This window comes from Planctomycetota bacterium, assembly GCA_033763975.1.
Taxonomy (GTDB): domain Bacteria; phylum Planctomycetota; class Phycisphaerae; order Phycisphaerales; family UBA1924; genus RI-211.
On record JANRJM010000013.1, the window covers coordinates 173701 to 197849 of the forward strand.

Consider the following 24149-nt stretch of genomic DNA (forward strand, 5'->3'; position numbering starts at 1 on the left):
CACCCGTGCGCGGGGCGGCGCTGGCTACGCTTGCCGGTGGCGGGGGGTTTTCCCGGGAGGCTCGGCCATGAGCGACGTCCGGAAGGTGGTGCGCAAGGCGGGCGTGCGGCTGGCGCTGATTGATTTCGGGCGCGTGCTGGCGGTGGCGCTGGCCGGGGCGATCGGGCTGGTGATCGTGGCGCGCCTGGTGGAGCAGACATTCGGGCTGAAGGCGGCGTTCGCGCCGGTGTGGCCGCTGGTCGCGCTGTGGGGCCCGATCGCGGTGCTGGCGGGCTCGGTGGTGGCGGCGCTGGTTCGTCGGCAGCGGGCGATCTCGGTGGCGCAGACGCTGGACGAGCGGGCGGACCTGAAGGAAGCGTTGAGCACGGCGATGTACCTGGAGCGCGAGCGCGATCCGTGGAGCGTCGCGGTGGTGGAGAGCGCGCAGCGCACGGCGAAGGGCGTGGACGTGTCGCGGGCGATCCCGTTCGAGGCGCCGCGCCTGTGGCCGGCGCCGCTGGGCGCGGGGATGGCGCTGGCGATCATCTGGTTCGCGGTGCCGAACCTGGACGTGCTGGGCGTGACGGAGAAGAAGGTCGCGGAGGTGCGCCGGGTGGAGCGGGTCGAGGCGGTGAAGGCCGAGATCCAGACGCGCGAGGCCGAGATCAAGAAGATGCTGGAGAAGGCGAAGGTCCAGTTCGTCGACGAGACGGGGGACGTGAACGCCGAGAACCAGAAGCCCGAGATGGACGATCCCGAGGCGATCCAGCGGGCGGCGGTGCGGAAACTGACGGCGCTGACTGACAAGCTCGAGCAGGAGAAGGAGGGCGAGAAGGCGGCGCAGGCCGAGGCGATCCGCGAGGCGATGCGCCAGCTCCGCCAGCCGGGCGAGGGGCCGCTGGACGAGTTCTCGCGCATGCTGGCGCGGGGCGACTTCAACAAGGCCCAGGACATGCTGAAGCAGTTCGAGCAGCAGCTCGCCGACAACTCGATGTCTCCGGAAGCGCAGGAGCAGGCCAAGAAGCAGATGGAGAACCTGGCCAAGCAGCTCGAGAAGATGGGCAAGGACCAGCAGGCGCTCGCCAAGAAGCTGGAGCAGCAGGGCCTCGACAAGAAGAGCGCGCAGGAACTGGCGCAGAAGGCGGCGTCGGGGAACCCCGAGGACCTCAAGAAGGCGCTCGAGCAGGCGCAGAACCTCTCCGACGAGCAGAAGAAGCAGTTGATGGAGATGGCGAAGGCGGCGATGCAGACCCAGGCCCAGTGCCAGTCGATGAGCGAGGCGATGTCCAAGGCGGCCGAGGGCATGACCCAAGAGGGGCTGCAGCAGGAGGGCATGGAAGGGCTCGAGCAGCTCGCGGGCGAGCTCTCCGAGATGGAGATGATCCAGTCGGACATGGAGAACCTGGACGCGGCCCTGGACGAGGCGAAGAAGCAGCTCGCCGAACTGGCCGGGCAGTGCATGGGGGGCGACATGCCCGGCGACGGCCAGTCGGGCACGGGCCAGAACGGGTCGTGGCGCGAGGGCAACAGCCAGCGGATGGGGCAAGGCTCGGGCGGGCCCGGCAGGGGCAACGGCGCGAGCCCGGAGTCCTCGCCGATCGACTACACCACCGAGAAGGTGAAGGCGAACACGCAGACGACCGCGGGCCCGATCATCGGCTCGCGCCTCGTGTACGGCGCGCAGGTGAAGGGCGAGTCGGTCGCGGAGTTCGAGCGCGTGGTGGAATCCAGCGCGAGCGAGGCGGCCGAGGCGCTCGACAGCCAGTCCGTGCCGCGTGAGTATCACGACGCGGTCAAGACGTACTTCGGGCGCCTGCAGGAGCGGGTGAAGAAGGACACCGGCACGCGGCCCGCGCCGGCGACGCCCAACTAGCCTCGGCGGCGCGACGGGGCCCGGGCGGCGCGTGCGGGGGCGGGACCACCGGGGCCTCGCCACGCTCGACGGGCGTGTATTCTCGCGATCACATGGGACGCACCGCACGCATCCGGGAAGAAGTGCGCTGGAAACTCCGCGCGTGGTGGGACGCGTGGATGGCGCTCCCGCGGTCGACGCGCATCGGCGTGGCGGTTTCGTCGCTGGCGTTCGCGGCGGTGTGCGTCGCGCTCTCCGCCTACCTGGTGCTCGGCGCGCGGGGCGGGGTGACCTCCGACGACGTGGGCGGGGGCGGGGAGGTGGTGCTGTACACGAGCACCGACGCGTTCCTGCTGCCGCCGATCCTCGAGTCGTTCGAGCGCCAGAGCGGGCTCACGGTGAAGGTCGTGGGCGACACGGAGGCGACGAAGACGACCGGCCTGGTGGAGCGTCTGCTGGCGGAGCGCGAGTCTCCCCGGGCGGACGTGTGGTGGTCGAACGAGGCGCTGGGCACGATCGCGCTGGCGAAGGCGGGCGTGCTGGAGCCCTTCGCGAGCAAGCAGGAGGCGACGCTGGGGGCGGCGTGGCCCGCGGCGCACCGCGCGACGGACCGCACCTGGTACGGGTTCGCGCTGCGGGCGCGGGTCATCGCGTTCAACGAGACGCGCGTGCAGGCGGCCGACGCCCCGACGCGCCTGCGCGACCTCACGGACGCCCGCTGGAGCGGGCGGGTGGGCATCGCCCGTCCGCAGTTCGGCACGACGCGCACGCAGATCGCGGCGTTGATCGCGATGCACGGCGAGGACCCGGTGCGCGAATGGCTGCTGGCGCTGCGCGACAACGGGGTGCGCGTGTACGACGGGAACTCGTCGGTGGTGCGCGCGATCTTCCTGGGCGAGATCGACGTGGGCCTGACGGACACCGACGACGTGCACGCCGCCCGGCGCCAGCAGTGGCCCGTGGGGATGGTGTTCGAGTCGCCCGACAAGCCCCGGGCGAAGGTCGAGGGGCTGCCGAGCGCGGGGGCGGTGGTGATCCCGAACACGGTGGCGCTGGTGCGGGGCGGGCCCCATCCGAACACGGCGCGCCGGCTGGCGGATTTCCTGCTGTCGGCGGAGGTGGAGCGGGCGCTGGCCGCGAGCGATTCGCGGAACGTGCCGATCCGCGAGTCGCTGGCGAAGGACGCGGGGGTGGCACCGATCCCGGATGCGGCGCCGGTGACGTCGGAGCAGGCGGGGGCGCACCTGGCGGCGGCGGACCGGCTGATCGCCGGGGTGTTCCCGCTGCCGTAGCACCCCGCGGGGCGTCGTTATCGGTTGCCGCGTGCGCGGTGTGAACAGCGTGCGCCGCGGGGAGCGGGGGCGTGGCGGGGCGGTGGTCGAGGCGGGGGCGTGCGGGGCCGATGGTAGAAATGTGTCGGCTTCCCCCAAGACCAGGCGTTTCGCGCTTCGCAGCCGGCGGCGGCTCATCGCCGCGACGGTGCTGCTGCAGGGCGTGGTGATCGGCGCGGGCTGGCTGGCGTCGCTGCACGCGACGCGGGCGGGGCTCACGAGCAAGGTGCGCGAGCGGACGATCGAGGACGCGGGGCGTCGGGCGGCGGCATTCGCGGCGCAGCTCGAGCGGGGCGTGGACGGGCCGGTGCGTCACGGGAACGAGGCGTGGCAGCGCGCGCAGGAGATGGTGCGTGCGTCGCAACCACCCGGCGGGACGCTGCTGGTGCTGGACCGGTACGGGTCGCTGCTGTGCCACCCGGCGCTGGAGGCCAACCCGGGGCTGCGTCGGGTGGATTATCGGGAGCAGCGGGTGACGCTCGTGCCGGGGGGCGAGCAGATGGAACTGGGGCAGCTGCGCCCGCACGTGCCGCTGTCGGGCGAGGTGGAGTTCCTGGGCGGGCGCGCGCTGGTGGGCGTGGTGTACACCGACGCGGCGCAGGCGAAGGTCGTGGTGCTGATGCCCGCCGACGCGGCGGGGGCGGCGGCGGCGAGCCTCTCGAGCGAGGTGCTCTTGTGGACCGCCGTGGCGGGCGCGGGCGCGCTGGTGCTGACGGTGCTGGGGTCGGCGCTGCTGGTGCGCCGATACGACAGCATCCTGATGCGCGCGAACCGCAGCCTGGAAGAGGAACTCGAGCGGCGGGTGCGCCGGGGGCTGGACATCCGCAACGGGCTGATCTTCGGGCTGGCGAAGCTCGCGGACTATCGGGACACCGACACGGGCAGCCACCTCGACCGCATCTGCCGCTACAGCGAGACGCTGGCCCGCGCGTTGCGCGACGAGTTCTCGGAGATCACGCGCGGGTGGATCGATCTGCTGCGGCTGGCGGCGTCGATGCACGACATCGGCAAGGTCGGCATCGCCGATTCCATCCTGCTCAAGCCCGGCGCGCTCACGCCCGAGGAACGGCGCCTGATGGAGCTGCACCCGCTCATCGGCGCGGACACGCTGGTGGCGATCCGCAAGCGTGTCGGCCAGGACGACCTGCTCGACATGGGCATCCAGATCACCCTCTCGCACCACGAGCGCTGGGACGGCACGGGGTACCCGTACCGCCTGGAGGGCGAGCAGATCCCGCTGGCCGCCCGGGTGGTGGCGCTGGCGGACGTGTACGACGCGCTCACGAGCAAGCGGGTGTACAAGCCGGCGATGCCGCACGCCAAGGCGCGGGACGTCATCGTCGCGAGCCGCGGCACGCACCTGGACCCGCGCGTGGTGGACGCCTTCGACCGGATCCACGCCGAGTTCGACCGCATCCGGGCCGAGATGGCCCCGCGCGGGGGCGAAGCGGAGCGTCCGTCGCTGGTGACGGCGGTGGAACTGGCGGAAGCGGCGCGCGGGCGCCTGGCGGCGTAGCGCGCTATTCGTCGTCGTCGTCGAAGTACTCGTCGGGGTCTTCGGCGAACTGGTCGACGTCGACGACCTCGCTGAGTTCGTCGGAGAGCAGTTCTTCGCCGAGCTCGTCGGGCGTGCCGGGCTTGCTGACGGCGCCGACGCGCTTGCCCTCGACGCGCTGCCGGACGCCCTTGCGTCCGCGCGAGACGCGGATGGTGGCGCCGTCGCCGCCCTCGTCGGCCGCGACGAGATCGTCCTCGCGCTGGCGGCGTTTGCGCACGACGATGCGGACGGGGACCTCGCCGAAGGGGAGTTCCTCGCGGAAGCGGTTCATGAGGAACCGGAGGTAGCCGGGGCGGAAGAGGTCCGGGTGGTTGACGACCATGGTGATGGTCGGGGGCTCGACGCCGGTCTGGGCGACGTAGTAGACCTTGGCGAAGCGCCCGCGCACGTCGCTGGGCCCGCGCGTGTCGAGGATGGAGCGCACGAGGCGGTTGAGCTTGCCCGTGGTGACGCGCGCCCGCGACTGCTCGCGCAGGTCGAAGGCGAGATCGAGCGTCGCGCGGACGTTGAGCCCAGACTCGCCCGACATGAACGAGACCGGGGCGTGCGCCAGGCCGTTGAGCTCGCGCCGGAGGTACTTCTCGTAGGCCGCGGGCGTGACGACGCGCCCGTGCGCCCCGACGCGGCCCTGGACGGCGTCCCACTTGTTCACCACGAGCACGCAGGGCTTGAACGCCTTCTGCACCATCTGGGCGAGGTGCTCGTCGACCTGGCTGATCTTCTCGGTGGCGTCGACGAGCAGCAGCACGACGTCGCTGCGGTCGACCGCGCGCTGCAGGCGGTCGAGCGCGTACCACTCGATCTGGTTCTGGAAGCTGCGCTTGCGGCGCAGGCCCGCGGTGTCGATCATCACGACGACGCGATCGCCGTACTCCAGGCGCACGTCCACCGCGTCGCGGGTCGTGCCGGGGATCTCCGAGGCGATCATCCGGGGCTCGCCCGCGAGCGTGTTCACCAGCGTGCTCTTGCCGGCGTTGCGCTTGCCGATGACCGCGACCAGCAGGTCGGCGGCGGACCGGCGGCTTTCCTCGGGCGTGGCGCGCGGCGTGAGCGACCACACCTCGTTCATGAACTCGCGCCGGAAGTAGTTGTTCTTCGACGACACGATCAGCGGCTCGCCGAAGCCGAGCTCGGCGATCTCGGCGGCGTGGGCCTCCCACTTGGGCCCGTCGACCTTGGTCGCGACGATGCGGATCGGCGGGCCGTCGCGCGATGAGCCGCCCGGCGCCTCGGTGTGCGCCGCCTTGATGCCCGCGATGCCCTTCACGCCTTTGGCGCGCTTGGCGTCCGTGGGCGGTGCGCCGTCGGCGGGCTCGGCGGCGGCGTCCTTGCGGCGCGTCGCCCGGCGGGCCTTCCCCCGCGCGGGCTTGGAGCCCAGGCGCCGCTCGCGCAGCAGGCGGGCAATCTCCTGATCGGCGGGCGTGACACCCGCCTGCGCGTCGACGCAGAACAGCACGAGGTCGGCGTTCTCGATCGCGTTGGCGATCTGGCTCTCGATGTCGTCGGTAAGCATGGCGAGGTCGTTGCCGACCTCGTCGAAGCGGGCACCGTCGGCGACGTACACGCCGAAGCCCCCGGTATCGACGAACTCGGCGACCTTGGACTCCCCGCCCTTGACGGGCGGGTCCATGTCGACGATGGCCGTCACGCGGTCGCGCGTGGTGCCGGCGGTGGGGTCGACAATGGAGACCTTGGCCCCCGCGATCATGTTCATGAGCGACGATTTGCCGACGTTCGGTCGTCCGACGATAGCGATCCGCGGGATGGGCATGCTGGACAACCGTAGGGAAGCCGCGGACCCTACCCCGTGACGCCCCCCACGCCCCCCACGCCCCCCACCCTGGTCATCGCGGGACCGACGGCGGGCGGCAAGTCCGCGCTGTCGCTCGACCTCGCCGCGCGCGTCGGCGCGGCACGCGTGGAGATCGTGGCGGCGGACGCGTTCCAGGTGTACCGGGGCCTGGACATCGGCACGGCGAAGCCGACGCCCGAGGAGCGGGCGCGCGTGCCCCACCACCTGATCGACGTGGCGGAGCCGACCGAGCGGTTCACGCTGCACGACTGGCTGACGCGGGCGCAGCAGGCGATCACGGAGATCCGCGGGCGCGGACACTGGCCCCTGGTCGTCGGGGGGACGCACCTGTACGTGAAGGCGTTGCTGGACGGGCTGTTCGAAGGGCCGGGCGCGGACGAGGGCCTGCGTGCCGCGCTGTACGCGATGGACGCGGGGGCACGCCGGGCGGAGTTGGAGCGGGTTGATCCGGCGGCGGCGGCGCGGATTCATCCCAACGACGAACGCCGGACGGTGCGGGCGCTGGAGGTGTTCCGTCTGACGGGGCGGCCGATCAGCGAGCACCAGACGCAGTGGGACGGCGGGCCCGAATCGCGCGGTGAGCCCGGGGCGCCGGGGATGCGCCTGGTGGTGCTCGACTGGCCGGTGGACGCGATCAACCGGCGGATCAACGCGCGCGTGCGGGCGATGATGGAGCAGGGGCTGGCGGCGGAGGCCCGGGGGCTTTGGGAGGCGGGCCGCCTGGGCCCGCAAGCGCGCGAAGCGCTGGGGTACAAGCAGTTGATCCCGGTGTTCGAGGGGACGCGGCCGTTGGACGAGGCGGTGGAACGGATCAAGATCGACACGCGTCGGTTCGCGAAGAGCCAGCGGACGTGGCTGCGTCGGCTGAGCGTGGATGCGCGGGCGATTCGGATCGACGCGGGGACTTTTGTGCCGCAGGACTGGAGCGACGCGGTGCTGTCGCGCATCGAAGGCGTCGGATAGGCGGCGCGGAGGCCGCCGCCGGGGGCGCGGGGCGGCAAACCCGAACGTTTTCCGAATGAACTTGACTGTCGCCGTTCCCGGACCTTTGGTAGCGAGAACGAACCTTCGGGCCGATGAAAGGGTACTGTTGGGGTTCGAGTTCCACGAGCATGGGGAAGAAACCGGTTCGAAAGTCCCGACCGAAGCGTGCCGCGAAGCCGGCGGGCGACGCTGCGCCCGCGATTGACGCGGGCGAAGACGGCAGTGCGTCCGAGGGGGGAGCCGCGGCCGGGCGTCCGGCGGCGGGGGGCGCACGGGGGCGGGGCGGGCGGGCGCGGCGGCAGGCGACGACGGCGTATCGCCCCGGGGCGGCCAAGGACCGGCACCTGGTGATCGTGGAATCGCCGTCGAAGGCGAAGACGATCAATAAGTACCTGGGACGCGACTACCTGGTGCTGGCGTCGGTGGGTCATGTGCGCGACCTGCCAAGCCGCAACCCGAAAGGGGTGAAGGCGCCGGTGCCCGGGGTAGATCTGGAGCACGACTTTCGCCCGCACTACGAGGTGTCGGAGGGGAAGGAGCGGGTGATCGCGGACCTGAAGCGGGCGGCGAAGGAAACGCTGTCGTCGGGGCGGGACGTGTGGTTCGCGACGGACTTGGACCGCGAGGGCGAGGCGATCGCGTGGCACCTGGCGCAGGAGCTGGGGATCGCGTCGTCGGACGCGAAGCGGGTGGTGTTCGCGGCGATCACGAAGGCGGAGATCGAGCGGGCGTTCTCGAGGCCGCACCCGATCGACGAGGACCGGGTGAACGCGCAGCAGGCGCGTCGGATTTTGGACCGGATCGTGGGGTACCAGGTGTCGCCGCTGCTGTGGAAGAAGGTGGCGCGGGGGCTGTCGGCGGGGCGGGTGCAGTCGGTGGCGGTGCGGCTGGTGGTGGAGCGCGAGCGCGAGATCCGGGTGTTCGTGCCCGACGAGATCTGGGGCATCGAGGGCGTGTTCACGCCGGACCTGGCGGCGGCGCCGGGGCTGCGCGAGGCGTGGCGGGCGTTCGCGTCGGAGCGCGACGCCAAGGGGGCCGAGCCGACGCAGAAGGCGCGGGCGGCGTGGATGGGCGAGCACGCGTCGTTCCGCGCGGAGTTGATCGAGGTCGCGGGCGAGAAGTTCGACTGCTCGATCCGGGCCGATGACCTGCTTGGGCCGGCGACGGACCTGACGCCCGAGGGCATCCGGACGCGCCACGAGCGTGCGGCGGCGGCGTTCAACACGGCGGAGGCGCACGACGTCACGCCGCGCGTGGCGGAGGCGGCGCGCCTGGCGGGGCTGACGGACATCACGCGCCGGGTGCGCGAGGACGCGTCGGGGCGCGGGCCGGCTCGGTACCGGCGCGAGGTGGTCGGGGTGGTGGACGCGAAGGCGACGTACCGGGTGACGAGCATCGAGACGCGCCGGACGACGAGCCGCCCGCCCGCGCCGTTCATCACGAGCACGCTGCAGCAGGCGGCGTCGAGCCGCCTGGGCTTTGGGGCGCAGCGGACGATGCGGACGGCGCAGCAGTTGTACGAGGGTGTGGACGTGCCGGGCGAGGGCCCGGTGGGGCTCATCACGTACATGCGAACGGACTCGACGCACATCTCGGCGGAGGCGATCGAGAGCGTGCGGGGGTACATCTCGCGCCAGTTCGGCGGGCGGTACCTGCCCGAGACGCCGAACTTCTACAAGTCGTCGAACAAGGGGGCGCAGGAGGCGCACGAGGCGATCCGCCCGACGTCGCTGGACCTTTCGCCGAGCCGGGTGCGCGGGGCGCTGACGCCCGACCAGTTGCGTCTGTACACGCTGGTGTGGGAGCGGTTCGTGGCGTCGCAGATGACGAGCGCGCAGTGGGACGCGACGAGCGTGCTGATCGTGGGCGGGGTGGATCCGGCCCGGCCCTGCACGTTCCGCGCGGGCGGGCGGGCGCTGGTGTTCGACGGGTACTACCGCGTCGCGGGCGTGCCGCAGTCGGCGGACGAGCAGACGATGCCCGCGCTGCGCGAAGGGGCGGCGTTGTCGCCGGTGGCGCTCGAGCCCGAGCAGCGGTTCAGCGCGCCCCCGGCGCGGTACTCGGAGGCGAGCCTGGTCAAGACGCTGGAGGCCGAGGGGATCGGGCGTCCGTCGACGTACGCGTCGATCATCCAGACCATTCAGGACCGCAAGTACGTGGAGAAGGAGTCGGGGCGGTTCTTCGCGAGCGACCTGGGCGAGGTGGTGACGGACAAGCTGATCGAGGCGATCCCGTCGATCATGGACGTCGGGTACACGCGCGAGATGGAGAAGGACCTGGACCTGGTGGAGGACGAGCACCTGGACTGGATCCAGATGCTGCACCGGTTCTACGCGCCGTTCCAGGACCAGCTCCGCGACGCCGAGAAGACGCTGGTGCACGCGAAGGCCGAGACCGTGCCGGCGCCGGACGAGTACAAGTGCCCGCAGTGCGGGTCGGGGCTGGTGTACCGGTTCGGGAAGAACGGGCGGTTCCTGTCGTGCTCGACGTACCCCGCGTGCAACTACGCGAGCCCGGTGGATCGCGACGGGAAGCCCCGCCCGGCGGCGGAGACGGTGGACGTGGCGTGCCCGATCTGCGGCTCGGCGATGACGAAGCGCGTCGGGCGGTTCGGGGCGTTCCTGGGGTGCTCGCGCTACGCCGACAAAGCGAACCCGTGCGACGGGATCCTGAACCTGGACAAGAAAGGGCGCGTGGTGGCGAAGAGCCCGCCCGCGTACCAGACGGACCTGGCCTGCCCGACGTGCAAGGCGCCGCTGAGCCTGCGGGGCGGGGTGCGCGGGCCCTGGCTCGGGTGCTCGCGGTTCCCCAAGTGCCGCGGACGCGGGAAGTGGGCGGAACTGCCCGAGGCGACGCGCGCGGGGCTGGAGAAGGCGCTGGCGGCCCACGAGCGGTCGCACCCGGTGCCGATCATCCGCACGATGTCGGGGGCGGCGCTGACGGACGCGTCGGGCAAGGCGCTGGCGACGGCGCGGCCTGTGGGGCAGCAGGACGACGGGCCCGAGACGCTCGAGTCGGTCGCGGACGAGCTGGGCGTGTAGGACACGTGCTCCGAGAGATTGAGATCGTGAGAATGGGCACGCAGGAGGACCCATGCCGCAATCTCAGCAGATCATTCTCATCGTCGCGATCCTTCTCGCGGTCGATGCGCTCATCGTCTGGGTCTTGCTGCATTCGTTCCGCGCGTACACCTGGGGCCCGCTGCAGCAGGCGTACCCGCCCCGAGATGTCGTGGAGCCCAGCGTCTCACGGAACTTTCAGAGCTTCTCCTTCGACTTGTTCAACATGGGGTTCTGCGTTCATGTCGTCGTGGACGAGCACTGCCTGCACCTTCGGCCCTCGGCGTTGCTCCGCCTTATCGGCTGCGGGCCCATGAGCATCCCGTGGGATGCGATCGACTTCAAGGGTGGCCGCGGACGATGGCTCTGGCGGCGAGCCAAGATCGGCAAGGTCGCTGTGATGGGTCCGCTGTGGTGCATGCGCCTGGCGGAGCGCCCGGCCGGGAGCGCGAAACCCTGAACGCGGGCTTCCCATAGACTGTGCGAGCCAGGGAGGAACCGCGATGTCGCACATGAACGCCGGCCAGCCCGCGTACCAGCCCCCGGCGCCCAAGAAGGGCATGGGCGCGGGCGCCATCATCGCCATCATCGCCGGCGTGGTGGTTCTGCTGCTGGTGGTGTGCGGGGGGATCTCGGCGCTGGTGCTGATGCCCGCGATCAGCAAGGCGCGCGACGCGGCGCTCTCCATGCAGAGCATGGCGCAGATGCGCATGATCCAGCAGGGCCTGGTGACGTACGCGGTCGACAACGGCGACACGCTCCCGCCGCTGGGCGTCGACCTGCCCTCGGTCCTCGCGCCGTACGGGGTCACGGGGGAGATGTTCACGTCGCCCCGCCCGCCGGCGAGCGGGCCGAGTTATTTCTACGTTCCGCTGGGGAACATGTCGCGCATCGAGTCTCCGCCGCAGACGGTGCTGCTGTATGAGAACCCCACGATCCCGGGCCCGCCGTGGATGGTGGGGTACGCCGACGGCAGCGTGATCTCGGTCCAGACCGAGGCCGAGTACCGGGCGATCATCGACGCGATCGTGCTGCCGGACGGCACGCCCTTTACGCCCCACAAGTGACGGCTAGCCCCGCAGCGCGAGGTTGCACATGAGTTCGATGCCGATGGGCAGGGCGTCGTCGTTGAAGTCGAAGTCGGCCTGGTGGAGCGTGGGGTAGGTCGTGGCGTTGCTGGGGCGCAGGCCCAGGAAGAAGAAGCACGCGGGGACGTGCTTGCCGTAGTACGCGAAGTCCTCGCCCCCCATGGTGGCGTGCTCGACCTTCTCGACGCGGTCGCCCCCGAGCACGTCGCGCGCGATGGTGAAGAAGCGTTCGGTGGCGTCGGGCTCGTTCTCGGTGACGGGGTAGCCCTCGTTCCACTCGATGCGGGCCTCGCAGCCCAGCGCCCGGGCCGCGCCCTCGACGATGGCGAAGAAGCGCTCCTTCGCGAGGCGTCGGGTGTCGGCGCGGAGGGCGCGGACGGTGCCGACGAGGGTGCAGGTCTCGGGGATGATGTTGTTCGCGGTGCCGGCGTTAATCTGCCCGACGGTGACGACGGTGCTGTCGATGGGCGCGACGTTGCGCGACGCGACGGTCTGCAACGCCGTGATGATGTGGGCCGCGGCGACGATCGGGTCGGCGCCGAAGTGCGGGTATGCGCCGTGGCACTGGCGGCCCTTGACGGTGACGACGAAGTCGTCGGTGGAGGCCATGAGCGGGCCGACGCGGGTGGCGGCCTTGCCGACCTGGACGGTGGGCCAGGCGTGCAGGCCGTACATCCGCGTGACGGGCGTGCCCAGCCCGCCCCCGGCGGCGCCGGCGAGGACGCCCTCGCGGCACATCTTCTCGGCCCCGCCGCCGTCTTCTTCGGCGGGCTGGAAGACGAACGTCACGCCCCGCTCGCGCACGGGCAGGCGCGAGAGCACCTTCGCGACGCCCAGCAGGATCGTGGTGTGCCCGTCGTGCCCGCAGGCGTGCATGACGCCCGGCGTGCGGCTGGCGTAGGGCTTGCCCGTGCGCTCCTCGATGGGCAGCGCGTCCATGTCGGCGCGGAGCGCGATGGTCGTCGCGCCGTCGCCACGCGTGGGGGGCAGGTATCCCAGCACGCCCGTGCCGCCACCCAGCCCGGCTTTGATCTCGATGCCGCAGGCGCGGAGCTCGCGCTGCACGACCTCGCTGGTGCGGCGCTCGTGCATCGAGAGCTCGGGGTGCTGGTGCAGATCGCGGCGCAGTTCGCGCAGGCGCGGGAGGTCGGCGTCGATGAGCGGGGACGGGTCCGGGGCGGTCGTCGTGGACATCACCGGAGGGTAGGGGGCGGACGGGCGGACCCGGCGTCTCGCGGCCTGCTCAGTCCTCTTCCAGCGTCTTCTTGCGGCGGAGGACGTGGTGGTAGTGCTGGGCGAAGCGGTGGGCTTCGTCGCGGACGGCCTGGACGAGGCGCAGGCCCGGGTTGGTGCGCGGGAGGCGGATGGGGGCCGCCCGGCGCTGGACGAAGATGAGTTCTTCCTTCTTCGCGAGGCTGATGACCATGGGGGGCTTGGCGCGGAGGAGGTCGAAGACCTCGAGGGCGGCGTGGAGCTGGCCGAGCCCGCCGTCGATGACGATGACGTCGGGGAAGAGTTCCTGGCCCTCGCCCGCGTCGCGGTAGCGGCGCGAGACGGCCTCGCGGATGCTCGCGTAGTCGTCGTTGCCGCCCTCGACGGTGCGGATCTTGTACCGCCGGTACTCGCTCTTGAACGGACGCCCGTCGATGAACGAGACCTTGCTCGCGACGGTCTCGCCCCCCTTGAGGTGCGCGATGTCGATCCCCTCGATGCAGCGGATGGGCTCGTCGAGCTCGAGCGTCTTCTGGAGGCTCTTGAGCGCCTTGCCGGGCTCGAGCACGAGCGCCTCGGCCTCGGGCTGCCACTGATCGCCCCGGGTGGCGCGCTCGTCGAGCTTCTCGATGGCGCGGATCTGGTCGCGGATGGCGGCGGCCTGCTCGAAGCGCAGGACGGCGGCGGCCTGCTCCATCTCGGCCCGCAGCTCGCGCAGCATCACGCTGCGCTTGCCCGCGAGGAACCGCAGGAACCGGTCGATGTCCGCGCGGTAGAGGTCGCGGGTGACTTTGTCGGCGCACGGCGCGGTGCACTGGTTGATCGCGTAGAGCAGGCACGGGCGGAAGCGCGCGTTCTTGGGGTCGCCCGCGTCGATGTCGAGGTGGCACGTGCGGAACTTGAAGACCTTCTGCAGGATCGAGATCGCCTCGCGCAGCGCGCCGGCGTTCGTGAAGGGCCCGAAGATGCGGGCGCCCTTGAGGTCCGGGCTCGACGGGGCGCGCGTCACGAACACGCGGGGGAAGTCCTCGCGCATCGTGATCGCGAGGTACGGGAACGTCTTGTCGTCGGTCAGGCGCACGTTGAACCGGGGCTTCAGGTCCTTGATCAGCCGGTTCTCGGTGAGCAGGGCCTCCCACTCGCTCTCGCACGGGATGACGTCGACGGCCTCGACGACGTCCAGCAGGCGGTTCTTCTGGTAGCCCAGGTCGGCGCTGGGCACGAAGTACGACGACACGCGTTCGGCCAGCACCAGCGCCTTGCCCACGTACACCACCGTGCCGGCGGCGTCTTTCATCAGGTACACGCCCGGCTCGCGCGGGAGCGCCCGCGCTACGCCCAGCAGGCGGACGAGGCGCGCGTCGCGCGGGCCCGCGGGAGCGACAAGAGGCGGCGCCTCGCCGGCGGGATCGGACAGATCGGCGTCGTCCGGCCCGTCGGGGTCGAGCGCTTCGGCATCGAGCGCGTCGGCGTCCTCGCCGGGCGGGGCGTTGTCGGGGAACTCGTCGGGGGCGCTCACAGGGGAGGGTACGAACGGGCTAGGCGCGAAGATCGAAGTCGTCGGGGCCGGCCTCGCCCGGGCCGTCCCACTGGCTCTTGGGCAGGTGGCGGTTGTGCGTGCGGACGACGCGGGCCATCTGCTCGGCGAAGAGCGAGCCGATGAGCCCGAGCGTGCGGACGTGGGCGTCGGCGAAGGGCGTCCGGCGGTCGCGGAAGAAGAGCGCCACGCCGACGCACTCGCCCTGTGCGCGGCAGGGGATGGCGACCATCGAGCGGTCCTGCAGGCAGGGGGACTCGCGTCCCAGGGCCCCGGTGATCTCGGCGGGGGTGCGGAGCACGACGGGGGCCTCGCCGGATTCGAACGCGGGGGCGACGACCTCGGCCATGTCGGCGAACATCGACTCGGACGCGTCCTTCGGGCAGTCGTAGTTCACGTACGCGCCGAGGGTGTAGTCGCCGAGCGAGTTGGGCAGGAAGATGGCGGCGTTGGTGGAGCCGATGCGGCGCAGGGTGTATTCCAGGGTCGTGCGCAGCAGGCTCTCGACGTCGAGTTCCTGGCGGAGGATGGCGGAGAGTTCGCTGCACATCGAGACGGTGCGCATCTGATCGGAGAGGTCGCGGTACGAGCCGGCCATCTGGGCGCACAGGTCGCTCATCTGCTGGGCGAGTTCGCGGCGCGACCCGCGGAGGTGGGCCGCGAGGGCCAGCAGGCGGCGGACGCGTCGGCGCTCGCGCACCACGCCCCGCTGGCTGCGCTGGACGCGTGCCCAGGCGCCGGCCAGGCTGTGCGCGATGGTGTCGGGCCCTGCGGCGGCGTCGAGGACGTCGCCGACGCCCGCGCGGAGCGCCCGGGTGAGGAACGCCGCGTCGGGCGATTCACGGACGATGACGCCGGCGAGGCCGGGGCGGGCGTGCTCGAGCCGCAGCCAGAGGTCGATGGATCCGGGGAGGTCCAGCAGCACGAGATCGGCGCGGGACGCGTGCTGGGGGGCGTGCTCGGCGTCGCAGGATTCGACGTGCCCCGCCCAGGCGCCCAGCGACCGGGCGAGATCTTCGCGCCGCGCACGCTTTGCCGACACCACCAGCACGCTCGCGTCCTTGAGCGTTTGTGCGGGGGCGGGGGGTGGGGTGGTGCGTCGTGCCATGTGGACGCTGCGAGCATCGGCCCGGCACCGTCCGGTGTTCAGCGCGACCGGACGGAAATCTCAGGAGCGCGTGGGGCCGCCCGAGGCATCCTCGAGCGCGCGGCGGATCGCGGCGCACGCGTCCTGCGTGCCCAGGCCCGGCTCGAGGGCCAGCACGGCGCCGGGGGCGACCTCGCCCTGCACCCGCTCGCGCAGGGTGCGTTCGGTCAGCCCGGGCACGGCGCCGGCGAGCACCAGCACGTGGGGGCGGAATCGTTCGACCTCGCGACCGGCCTCGAAGGCGTCGCGCGCGATGCGCCAGTGCACGCCCTCGCCCATCGCGCTCGCCCACGCATCGGCGACGGGGCCGGCCTCGCTCACGAACAGCACACGCCCCACGGGCGAGTGCGCCTCGAGCAGGTCCGCCGGGATGTTGTTCGCTCGCATGAAGCGGAGCAACTCCTCGCGCGGGATGCGCCGGAACTTGCTCCCGGGCACCCGAAAGCCCCCGATCCGCCCCGCGTCGAAGCACCGGATGATGGTCTGCTGGCTGACCTTGCAGATCGCCGCGGCTTCGCCCGTGGAGAACACGCGCTTGGGATCGTGCGTCCCCTCGCGCCCGTTGGCTTGTCGTCCCGTCTGGTCCACGCGCGGCCCCCCGGCGGCAAGCCGCCAGTCTGCCGGTCTATCGACCTCGACTCTGCCCAACTTCACAGGGGGATCCCGCCCGCGGGTTATCCGCCCCTCAGCCCTCGTGACGCTCGCGCCACTTCGTCACCGCCTCGGGTTCTCGGGGGTACAGGGGGCGCAGTTGGGCCGGGTCGGTGGGTTCCAGGTCGGCGGCGGCCTCGATGCACGCGAGGGCGTCGAACGCGGGGGGCTCGATGACGATGCCCAGCGACGCCGCCCGCGTGCGCATCGCGTCGGGCAGGTAGTGATCGGCGACGAGGCGGGCGACGCCCAGCGACGCGAGGGCGTCGGGCGTGCAGATTCCGCCCGGCGCCCGGGGACGGTCGGCCCGCTCGAAGACCTGGATCCAGGCGGAGTCGCCCTTGGAGGCGAGCGCGACGGCGAAGGGCGCGCTCTGGGCGGCGCGCCGGGCGACGACGTGGGCGGTGGGCACGGCGAAGCACCGCGCGCCGGTGGCCTCGGCGATCATGGCGCCGGCCGCGACGCTGATGCGCAGGGCCGTGAACCCGCCGGGCCCGACCGAAACCGCGACGCCGGCGAGGTCGGCGGGTCGAACGTCGCCCGCCCGACAGAGGCGTGCGACGGCGGGGAGCAGGTCATCGTCGTGAGGACTTTGGCCGGCCAGGGGCTCGAAGGCCAGCAGGACCGGAACGGCGTCGGCGACGCGGGCGAGGGCGACACCGGGCGCCCACGGGGCGTGCTGAGTGCGCGCGGAGGGGTTGCTGATCTCGATGCCGAGGATCACGCCGCGGGGCAGGGGCACGCGGGAAGGCTAGGTGGGGGGAGCGGGCTCGCGTGCCGCGCGGGGGCGCGGTACGCTCCCTGCCCGCTTGTCCGGAGAGACCGCATGAACATGCAGGATGCTGGAAGGTTGATCGCGTGGTGTGCCGCGGGGCTGCTGTGCCCCGTGGCGGTGGCGCAGGTGCTGGAGCCGGGCGTGGCGCCGGCGGAGGCGTCGCCGGCGCGCGAAACGCCGCCGACATGGCGGGACGAGGCGGCGTGGACGGTGCGGTTCGAGCCGAGCGTGTGGTTCGTGGGCATCGCGGGCGACGTGCAGTTGCCTCGCGCGGCGGGCGCGCCGAGCAACGACACGACGGACCTGGCGGACCTGGACCTGGACGACACGTCGCTCGTGCAGCCCCTGGGCGAGATCACGCTGCGCAAGGGCGACTGGGGGATCGGGCTGCGCGGGTTCGCTTTCTCCAACGATCAGCAGGCCAGCGGGCGCGCCGGGCGGATCGGCGACCTGCCGATCGCGGACGGCGACCGCATCACGTCGTCGGTCGACGTACTGGATCTCGAGATCGAGGCGATGTACACCATCGCCAAGGGCGTGCGGTCGCCGCTCTCGGGCCGCGACGGGTACGCCCTGCGCTGGCGGGTGGATGTGCTGGCGGGCGTGCGGGTGTTTCAGACGGACTGGGAGGTCGCGAACCTGGACGTGGCGTTCGCGCCGCCGGCGTCGAACGTCGCGAGCGCCGAGGAGACGACGGCGCACCCGCTGGTGGGCGTGAAGGTCTCGGCGCTGTTCCTGGAGCAGTTCACGCTGGACGCGAAGATCGACGTGGGGTATCTCCCGCTGGGGGACACCAGTTCGTACGGGGTGGACATCTTCGTGGGCGGGTCGTGGCAGCCCCACCGCAACGTGGGCGTCCAGATAGGCTATAGGGCGATGTTCGTGGGTGTGTCGTCCGGCGACGGCGTGGAAGCATATGAGTACGACGGGTCCCTGCAGGGGCTGTACGCCGGTCTGGTTCTGGAGTTCTGAGCGCGCTTCAAACTTCGATAGGCATTGACCTTGAGAGTCGGGCGCGTGATACTTGCCCCCTGCCCCGGCGCGGCCAAAGGCCGGGGCGATCCGCACGGACTCGCGGGCTCTACCGTCGCTTGCAGCCTTCCGCGTCTCCACCGCATGTGAACTTGTTCATCCGACGTTCCAACGCCTCGAGCGGGTCAGTCAGCCAGCAGGATCTCCCATGCCGACGATCACCAAGAAGGACCTGGTGGAACGCATCTCCGAGCGGACGCGCCTGCCGCGCGCGGATGTGAAGCGCACCCTGCAGGAGTTCCTCGATCTGATCATCGTGGAGCTGAAGCGGGGCAACCGCCTGGAGTTCCGCGATTTCGGCGTGTTCGAGGTCAAGACGCGCGCCGCGCGCCTGGCCCAGAACCCCAAGACCCTGCAGAAGGTCGACGTCCCCGCCAAGCGGGCGGTGCGCTTCAAGGTCGGACGCCTCATGCGCGAGAGCGTCGAGCTGACCCCCCCGCCGTCGGCGACCATCGCCGAGGTGAAGGTGCCCGTCAAGGTGCCGGCGAACAGCCAGTAAGGGGCGCCGGCGTTCTAGTCGGCCTGGGCCATCCGCAGGGCGGTGCCGGGCGTTCGGGGCGAGAGCGCCAGCATGCGGTCGAGGGCGCGGAGCGCGAGGTCGCGCACCGCGGGGGGCACGCGGATCTCGTTCACGACGCGGGGCCGCCCTTCCTTGCCCCCGCCCCGCCCCTCGAACGATCCGACGAGGTTGTCGAGCACCCAGAGCAGGTGGGGCTCGTCGATGCGGTACATCGTGGTGCAGAGGCACTGGCAATCGGACAGGATGCGGACGTCGACGCCCCGGGGGGCCGCCTCGCGCGCGAGGCGCGAGACCAGGTGCACCTCGGTGCCCACCGCCCAGCGTGAGCCGGCGGGGGCGTCGCGGATCGTGCGGATGATGAACTCGGTGCTGCCGTCGAGGTCGGCCAGGTCGACGACCTCTTTCGCGCACTCGGGGTGGACGAGGATCGTGGTGCTCGTGCCCTCGGCGCGGTCGCGCTCGCGCACCTGCGCGCAGTGCTCGGGGCGGAAGAGCTTGTGCACCGAGCAATGGCCGGCCCAGAGGATGATGCGCGCGTCGGCGAGCGCGGTCGCCGTCATGCCGCCCAGTTCGTCGCCCCGGCGCGCCAGGCGCGGGTCGTAGACGGCGCTGTTGCGGGCGACGTCGATGCCCTCCTTGGCGGCGGTGTTGCGCCCCAGGTGCTGATCGGGCAGGAAGAGCACCCTGATGTCCTCGCCGGGCGACGCAACGCGTTCGCCCCCGGCCAACGCCCATCGCAGCACCTCGCGGGCGTTGCTCGAGGTGCAGCAGGCGCCGCCCCGCTCGCCGACGAAGGCCTTGATCGCCGCGGACGAGTTGACGTACGTCACGGGGATGATGCGTCCGCCCCAGCCGCCCTCGCGGAGCGACGCGTGCATCGCGTCCCAGGCCTGCACGGTGTCGTCGTACTGGGCCATGTCGGCCATCGAGCAGCCGGCGGAGAGATCGGGGAGGATGACGCGCACGCGGTCGGGCGTGAGCATGTCGGCGGACTCGGCCATGAAGTGCACGCCGCAGAAGACGACGAACTCGAGCGCGTCGTCGGGCGGGCGCTGCGTCGCGAGGCCCGCGGCGATCTGCGAGAGTTTCAGCGAGTCGCCGGTGTGGTCGGCGTGGCGCACGACCTCGTCGGTCTGGTAGTGGTGCCCGAGGACGACCAGTCGCGAGCCGAGTTCTGCGCGGCGTGCATCGATGGCACGCGCCAGGTCATCGGGCGCAAGCCGCCGGTACGCCTCGGGGAGCGACGGCTGCCAGAGCATGGCGGACTGTAGGGTCGCGGTGGGCGCGCTCACGCCGCGAGACGGCGCACGCCCGCGACGGCGCCCTGGAAGGCGACGCCGACGAACTGGCGGGGTGAATCGGTGCGGAGCACGCGCATGACGCGGGCGGGCACCTTGCTCGCGCTCGAGAGCAGCGTGCGATCGTCCCAGCCGATGTGCACGTCGATGACGTCGCCGACCTCGATGGGGCGGGGTGAATCAATGGCGAGCAGCGCCCCGCCGGACGCGACGTCGCGCGTCGTGCCCGGCATGTACCGCGCGCTCCCCACGTGGTAGACCTTGCACGGGCGCGTGAGCGCCTGGCGGGGACTGCGGCGGCGTTCGGTCGTGTATTCCAGGCTCATGGGGGAACGACCTCCGAACAGGCAGACGCAGCGTGTATCGACCCCGCGTCGGGCCCGCCCCACCGCGACGTCCCGGGAGACGCGTGCGCCGCCCGCGCACGCCCCCCACATTGCGCACGCCGCGCTTCATGTCGCGCGTCGTGCGGGCCGATAACGCTCGTCATGGACGTGAGCGTGCTCATCCCGACGCACCGGCGAGCGGCGAAACTCGGCGCGTGCGTCGGGGCCCTCGCCCGCCAGCACACCGACGCCCGCTTCGAGGTGCTCGTCGGCGTCGACGGCGGGGACGAGGGCGCCTCGGCCCGCGCCGCCCACGACGCCTGGGGCGACCGGCCCGGCCTGCGGGTGGTCGACCTTCCCAAAGGCGGCCCGGGCGCCGTGCGCAATGCGCTCGCCCGTCTGGCCGCGGGCGCGCTCACGATCCTCCTCAACGACGACGTCGTGCCCGAGCCGACGCTGCTGGACGCGCACGTCGCGGCCCGGCGCACGCTCGCCGATCCGCGGGCGCTCGTCCTGGGCGACGCGCCGTGGAAGCGCCACACGCCCGACCGGCTCTTCGACCAGGTCGTGCGAGAGACCTCGATGGTGTTCTTCTACGACCGCATGCTCCCGCACTGGAACGACCGCGACCGCGACTGGGGCTACCGGCACGCGTGGACGCTCAACCTCTCGCTGCCGACGGACCTGCTGCGCGAGACACGCTTCTTCGAGATCGACGGCACGTACGGGTACGACGACATCGAGTTCGCGTATCGCGCGCGCGTGCCCGTGTTCTTCCGCCCGGGGGCGCGCGTCGTGCACGACCACCGCATCGAACCCGCCGAGTACCTGCGCCGCGAGTACCACCTCGGACGCACCGCGCGGGTGTACGCGGCACGCTTCCCGGAGATGTGCCGCGACTTGTTCCGACGCGACATCCTCTCGCCGGTCGAGGTCGACGCCGCCCGGCGCCACGTGCACGAGGGCCTCACCGGGCTCCGGCGCGTGTGCCTGTGGTTCCTCGCGCTCGCCGACACGCCCGCCGGGCAGATGCACGACAACATCACGGCCTTGTACGACGCGCACCTGCCCCTCAAACGCTGGGCCTGGCGGCGCGGGCTGCTCGACGCCCTCGACGACGTCGCGGCGCGCGACATCGTGCGTGAACTGGTCGGCGAGCCGGTGACGACGGACTGAGTGCGGCCCCGAAACACTCGGTCGGCGACACGAACGGAGCGGGCGGGGCACGCGGTGCTTACTCGCCCGGGTAGATCGCGTGCACGCGCAGGCCCTGGCCCTCGTACACGCGGCGGCGGGAGAGGATCGCGCGCTGGTTGATCCACGACGACACCACGACGTCGGTCGCGCCGGATTCGCCGGCGCGCTCGGGCGCCACGACGGGCACGCCCCAGAGCGTGCCGCCCTGCCTCGCGGGATCGTCGTCGATGAACGCGACGATGCGCGTCGCGCCAGCCGGGGCGTGCGCGAGGGGCTCGAGCACGTGGCGCAGTTCGATGGTGTGGCGTCCCGTGCCGTGCACCGCCAGCGCGCGCCCCGACAGACCGGCGAGCACCGCGCGCAGGCGCACCTCGCCCGCCGGCGGCACCGACCCGCCCCCGGCGCCGGCGAACGCGCACGGGCGCTCCGCGGGCCACGTGCGCGCCGGCCCCAACGCGACGTCGTCCAGCAGGCGTCCGACGGCGTCGGCCTGGCGATCAATCGCGAACGCGCCGCGCGCGCGTTCGAACGCGCCGGTGCGCAGTCGCGCGAGATCTCCCGCCGCACGCTCGATCCCCGAGGCCAACTGCTCCCCCACCGCCGCGATCGGCTGTTCGGGGCCCGCGTCGACGATCACGCCCGACACGCCGTCGTCGATGAGTTCGTCGCCCGAGTCGGTGCGGGTGACGACGGGCACGCAGCCGCGGCTCATGGCCTCGATCACCGCGAGCGACAGCCCCTCGAAGGTCGACGCGAGCAGCGCGACGTCCGCGTGCGCCAGCAGCCCGAGCACGCGGGCCGGGGGCTGCGCGTGCAGTCGCACGATCGCCGGCTTGCCCCGGATGGCGCGCTCGACGTCGGGCGTCGCGGGCCCGTCGCCGACGATCGCGAGCTCGTGCGAGAACCCGCGCCGCGTGAGCGCGTCGCTCGCCGCGACCAGCGCCAGCACGCGCTTGGGCGTGTGGTCCAGCCGCCCGGCGTAGACGAGGCGCAGCGGGCGCCCCGGGTACGCCGGGCGCACGGGGATGGCCCCGGGCATCTCGACCCCGTGCGGGATGCGGACGATGTCGCCCGCGCGGTCGGGCAGGCGCGAGGCGAGCGTGCGCTCCAAGGTGCGGCTCGCGGGCACGAAGCGCGAGATGATCGGCGCGAAGTGCGCCTGCACGTGGTACTCGTACGGGATGTCGCTGTGGAGCCAGCCGACGATGCGGGCGGCGGGCTGGGCCTGCGCGGCGCGGGCGGCGATCGCGTAGCAGTCGCCCAGGAGATTCGGGCTGATCACGACGCCCCGCGCTTCGGCCGCGAGCGTCGCCGCGGCGTGCGCGTAGGGCGCGACGAACGCGTCGACCTCGCCCCCGGCGTCTTCGAGGGGCGGGCGATCGCGCAGGTCGGTGACGCGGATGCGCGGGTCCAGGTCGATCGCGAGCGGGGGGTGGCGCGCGGGCGAGGCGTGGAGGATGAGCCCGCACGGGCGTCCGCGGGCCACGAGCGCGCCCAGCAGGCGCACCGCCCACGACGCGACGCCGGACACGACCAACCCCGAGGGCAGCGCGACGAGGAAGGCGGCGGTCATGCCCGACGGTAGCGCGGGGTGCCGCGGCTACTTCGACAGCGCGCCCAGGAACCAGTCGCAGATCTCGCGGACGGCCCCGTGCCCGCCCGGACGCGTGGTGATGAACTTCGCGGCGCGCCGGGCGGCGGGCCACGCGTCGGCCACGGCGATGGGCATGCCCACGGCGCGCATGCACGCCTCGTCGTTCACGTCGTTGCCCACGTACGCGACGCGCGCGAGCGCCAGGCCCAGGTCGCCGCAGCGCCGGCGGAGTTCGGTCACCTTGTCGTCCACGCCCTGCACGCAGTCCAGGCGGAGTTTGCGGCATCGGGCCGCGACCACCGGGTTGCGCTCCTTGCTCATCACGAGCATCGGCAGGCCGGCGTCGCGCAGCAGGCCGATGCCCAGCCCGTCGGAGCGGTTGCAGAACACGCCCTCGCGCCCGTCCTCCATCACCAGCACGCGGTTGTCGGTCATCACGCCGTCGAAGTCGAAGACCAGCAGCGCCACGCGGCGCAGCGCGGCCTTGGACGGCGCGGCCTTGGACGGCGGGGCCTTGGCCGGCGCCGAGCGGGGGCGCTTGCTCACGCCGCCCTCCGGGCGGCCTCGGCACTGCGCCAGGCCTCGCTGAAGAGCACGTCGGGCATGTTCTCGGTGCGGGTCACCTCGCGCATCGCCGGGTGCAGGCTCTTTCCACCCGCGGCGCGATAGACGCCCTCGAAGCCGGCGCGCTTCAGCAGGGCGGCGATGCTCTCGTCATCGGGCGCCCAGGCGCGCGGGCGTCCGTCGGCGCGGGGTGCGTATAGCCAGCGCGAGAGCCGCTCGGCCCACGTGCCGTCCTTGGTGGCGCGGGCCGCCGACGCGACGGCGAAGAAGTCAACCTCGCGATCTGCCGCGGCGCGCAGCGCGGCGGGCATGTCGGGGAAGACGACGCGCACGAGCCCGCCCTCGAACGGGGCCGAGCCGTCCGCCGACTCGCGCAGCCCGCCGGGGCGCACGACGCGACGGACCTCGCGGAAGAAGGTCTCGCACTGCTCGGGCGAGAGGAACTCCACCACGTCGCGCACGTACACGCAGTCCACGACGCCGTCCGCCAGTGGCCACTCGCGCTCGCCCGGGTCCAGGCGCAGGTCGGCCCCGTCGAACGGCCCGACGGTGGACCACCCGCGCACGTCCAGTCCGGCACACCCTGACACGATCAGCCGCAGCACGGTCGATCTCCTCGGAGCGCCCCCGCG

The 24149-nt window shown here is 72.3% G+C and carries 21 protein-coding genes; 10 read left to right on the plus strand and 11 right to left on the minus strand.

What is annotated here, in order from left to right:
• Positions 1-67 precede the first annotated feature (67 nt).
• The 3 genes from SFY69_08100 (at position 68) to SFY69_08110 (ending at position 4678) form a co-directional block, all read left to right on the plus strand.
• Positions 68-1852 (plus strand): hypothetical protein, encoded by a 1785-nt coding sequence (locus SFY69_08100; protein MDX2131998.1) that lies wholly within the window; start codon positions 68-70, stop codon positions 1850-1852.
• Between the two features lie 92 nt (positions 1853-1944).
• The gene (locus SFY69_08105) at positions 1945-3123 is read left to right on the plus strand and encodes an ABC transporter substrate-binding protein (protein ID MDX2131999.1); all 1179 of its coding nucleotides are present in this window, start codon (positions 1945-1947) and stop codon (positions 3121-3123) included.
• A 121-nt stretch (positions 3124-3244) separates the two neighbouring features.
• Positions 3245-4678: an HD domain-containing phosphohydrolase gene (locus tag SFY69_08110; protein ID MDX2132000.1), complete on the plus strand. Its 1434-nt coding sequence runs from the start codon at positions 3245-3247 to the stop codon at positions 4676-4678.
• A 4-nt stretch (positions 4679-4682) separates the two neighbouring features.
• Here SFY69_08110 and SFY69_08115 read toward each other — a convergent pair whose 3' ends face one another.
• Entirely contained in the window at positions 4683-6491 is a 1809-nt protein-coding gene (locus SFY69_08115; protein ID MDX2132001.1) for a GTPase, read from the minus strand.
• A gap of 36 nt (positions 6492-6527) precedes the next feature.
• Between SFY69_08115 and miaA the strand changes: the two genes are divergently transcribed.
• The 4 genes from miaA (at position 6528) to SFY69_08135 (ending at position 11643) form a co-directional block, all read left to right on the plus strand.
• On the plus strand, positions 6528-7496 hold the full coding sequence (gene miaA, locus SFY69_08120) for a tRNA (adenosine(37)-N6)-dimethylallyltransferase MiaA (GenBank protein MDX2132002.1): 969 nt from the start codon (positions 6528-6530) through the stop codon (positions 7494-7496).
• A 149-nt stretch (positions 7497-7645) separates the two neighbouring features.
• The gene (locus SFY69_08125) at positions 7646-10558 is read left to right on the plus strand and encodes a DNA topoisomerase (GenBank protein MDX2132003.1); all 2913 of its coding nucleotides are present in this window, start codon (positions 7646-7648) and stop codon (positions 10556-10558) included.
• Positions 10559-10610: 52 nt separating this feature from the next.
• Positions 10611-11036: a hypothetical protein gene (locus SFY69_08130; protein ID MDX2132004.1), complete on the plus strand. Its 426-nt coding sequence runs from the start codon at positions 10611-10613 to the stop codon at positions 11034-11036.
• 43 nt (positions 11037-11079) lie between these two features.
• Complete coding sequence (locus SFY69_08135) at positions 11080-11643, plus strand: hypothetical protein (protein MDX2132005.1); 564 nt, start codon at positions 11080-11082, stop codon at positions 11641-11643.
• 3 nt (positions 11644-11646) lie between these two features.
• Here the strand turns inward: SFY69_08135 and SFY69_08140 are convergent, their stop codons facing one another.
• The 5 genes from SFY69_08140 to SFY69_08160 all read right to left on the minus strand — a co-directional run bounded on the left by SFY69_08140 (position 11647) and on the right by SFY69_08160 (position 16953).
• A complete protein-coding gene (locus SFY69_08140) occupies positions 11647-12858 on the minus strand; it encodes an amidohydrolase (protein ID MDX2132006.1) in 1212 nt (403 codons plus the stop codon).
• Between the two features lie 49 nt (positions 12859-12907).
• A complete protein-coding gene (locus SFY69_08145; protein ID MDX2132007.1) occupies positions 12908-14395 on the minus strand; it encodes an excinuclease ABC subunit UvrC in 1488 nt (495 codons plus the stop codon).
• A 19-nt stretch (positions 14396-14414) separates the two neighbouring features.
• On the minus strand, positions 14415-15521 hold the full coding sequence (locus SFY69_08150; GenBank protein ID MDX2132008.1) for a GAF domain-containing protein: 1107 nt from the start codon (positions 15519-15521) through the stop codon (positions 14415-14417).
• 60 nt (positions 15522-15581) lie between these two features.
• A complete protein-coding gene (locus SFY69_08155; GenBank protein ID MDX2132009.1) occupies positions 15582-16148 on the minus strand; it encodes a helix-turn-helix domain-containing protein in 567 nt (188 codons plus the stop codon).
• Between the two features lie 97 nt (positions 16149-16245).
• Complete coding sequence (locus SFY69_08160) at positions 16246-16953, minus strand: hypothetical protein (protein ID MDX2132010.1); 708 nt, start codon at positions 16951-16953, stop codon at positions 16246-16248.
• An 84-nt stretch (positions 16954-17037) separates the two neighbouring features.
• Here SFY69_08160 and SFY69_08165 point away from each other — a divergent pair, with 84 nt between their 5' ends.
• Together SFY69_08165 and SFY69_08170 are read left to right on the plus strand one after the other, a co-directional pair.
• Entirely contained in the window at positions 17038-17958 is a 921-nt protein-coding gene (locus SFY69_08165; protein ID MDX2132011.1) for a hypothetical protein, read from the plus strand.
• 208 nt (positions 17959-18166) lie between these two features.
• Entirely contained in the window at positions 18167-18517 is a 351-nt protein-coding gene (locus SFY69_08170) for an HU family DNA-binding protein (protein MDX2132012.1), read from the plus strand.
• A gap of 14 nt (positions 18518-18531) precedes the next feature.
• Here the strand turns inward: SFY69_08170 and nadA are convergent, their stop codons facing one another.
• Both nadA and SFY69_08180 read right to left on the minus strand, forming a co-directional pair.
• Positions 18532-19797, minus strand: a complete 1266-nt coding sequence (gene nadA, locus SFY69_08175) for a quinolinate synthase NadA (GenBank protein ID MDX2132013.1) — start codon at positions 19795-19797, stop codon at positions 18532-18534.
• 29 nt (positions 19798-19826) lie between these two features.
• A complete protein-coding gene (locus tag SFY69_08180; protein MDX2132014.1) occupies positions 19827-20162 on the minus strand; it encodes a PilZ domain-containing protein in 336 nt (111 codons plus the stop codon).
• A 168-nt stretch (positions 20163-20330) separates the two neighbouring features.
• Between SFY69_08180 and SFY69_08185 the strand changes: the two genes are divergently transcribed.
• Positions 20331-21338 carry a glycosyltransferase gene (locus tag SFY69_08185; protein MDX2132015.1) on the plus strand — a complete coding sequence of 336 codons (1008 nt, stop codon included), beginning with the start codon at positions 20331-20333 and terminating at the stop codon, positions 21336-21338.
• 58 nt (positions 21339-21396) lie between these two features.
• Here SFY69_08185 and SFY69_08190 read toward each other — a convergent pair whose 3' ends face one another.
• From SFY69_08190 to SFY69_08200, 3 genes are read right to left on the minus strand one after another with little or no spacing between them, the layout of a single operon-like run.
• Positions 21397-22932: a glycosyltransferase family 4 protein gene (locus SFY69_08190; GenBank protein MDX2132016.1), complete on the minus strand. Its 1536-nt coding sequence runs from the start codon at positions 22930-22932 to the stop codon at positions 21397-21399.
• Positions 22933-22959: 27 nt separating this feature from the next.
• Complete coding sequence (locus SFY69_08195; GenBank protein ID MDX2132017.1) at positions 22960-23499, minus strand: HAD hydrolase family protein; 540 nt, start codon at positions 23497-23499, stop codon at positions 22960-22962.
• Positions 23496-24122 carry a class I SAM-dependent methyltransferase gene (locus SFY69_08200; protein ID MDX2132018.1) on the minus strand — a complete coding sequence of 209 codons (627 nt, stop codon included), beginning with the start codon at positions 24120-24122 and terminating at the stop codon, positions 23496-23498. The genes SFY69_08195 and SFY69_08200 overlap by 4 nt, the downstream gene beginning before the upstream one ends.
• Positions 24123-24149 lie beyond the last annotated feature (27 nt).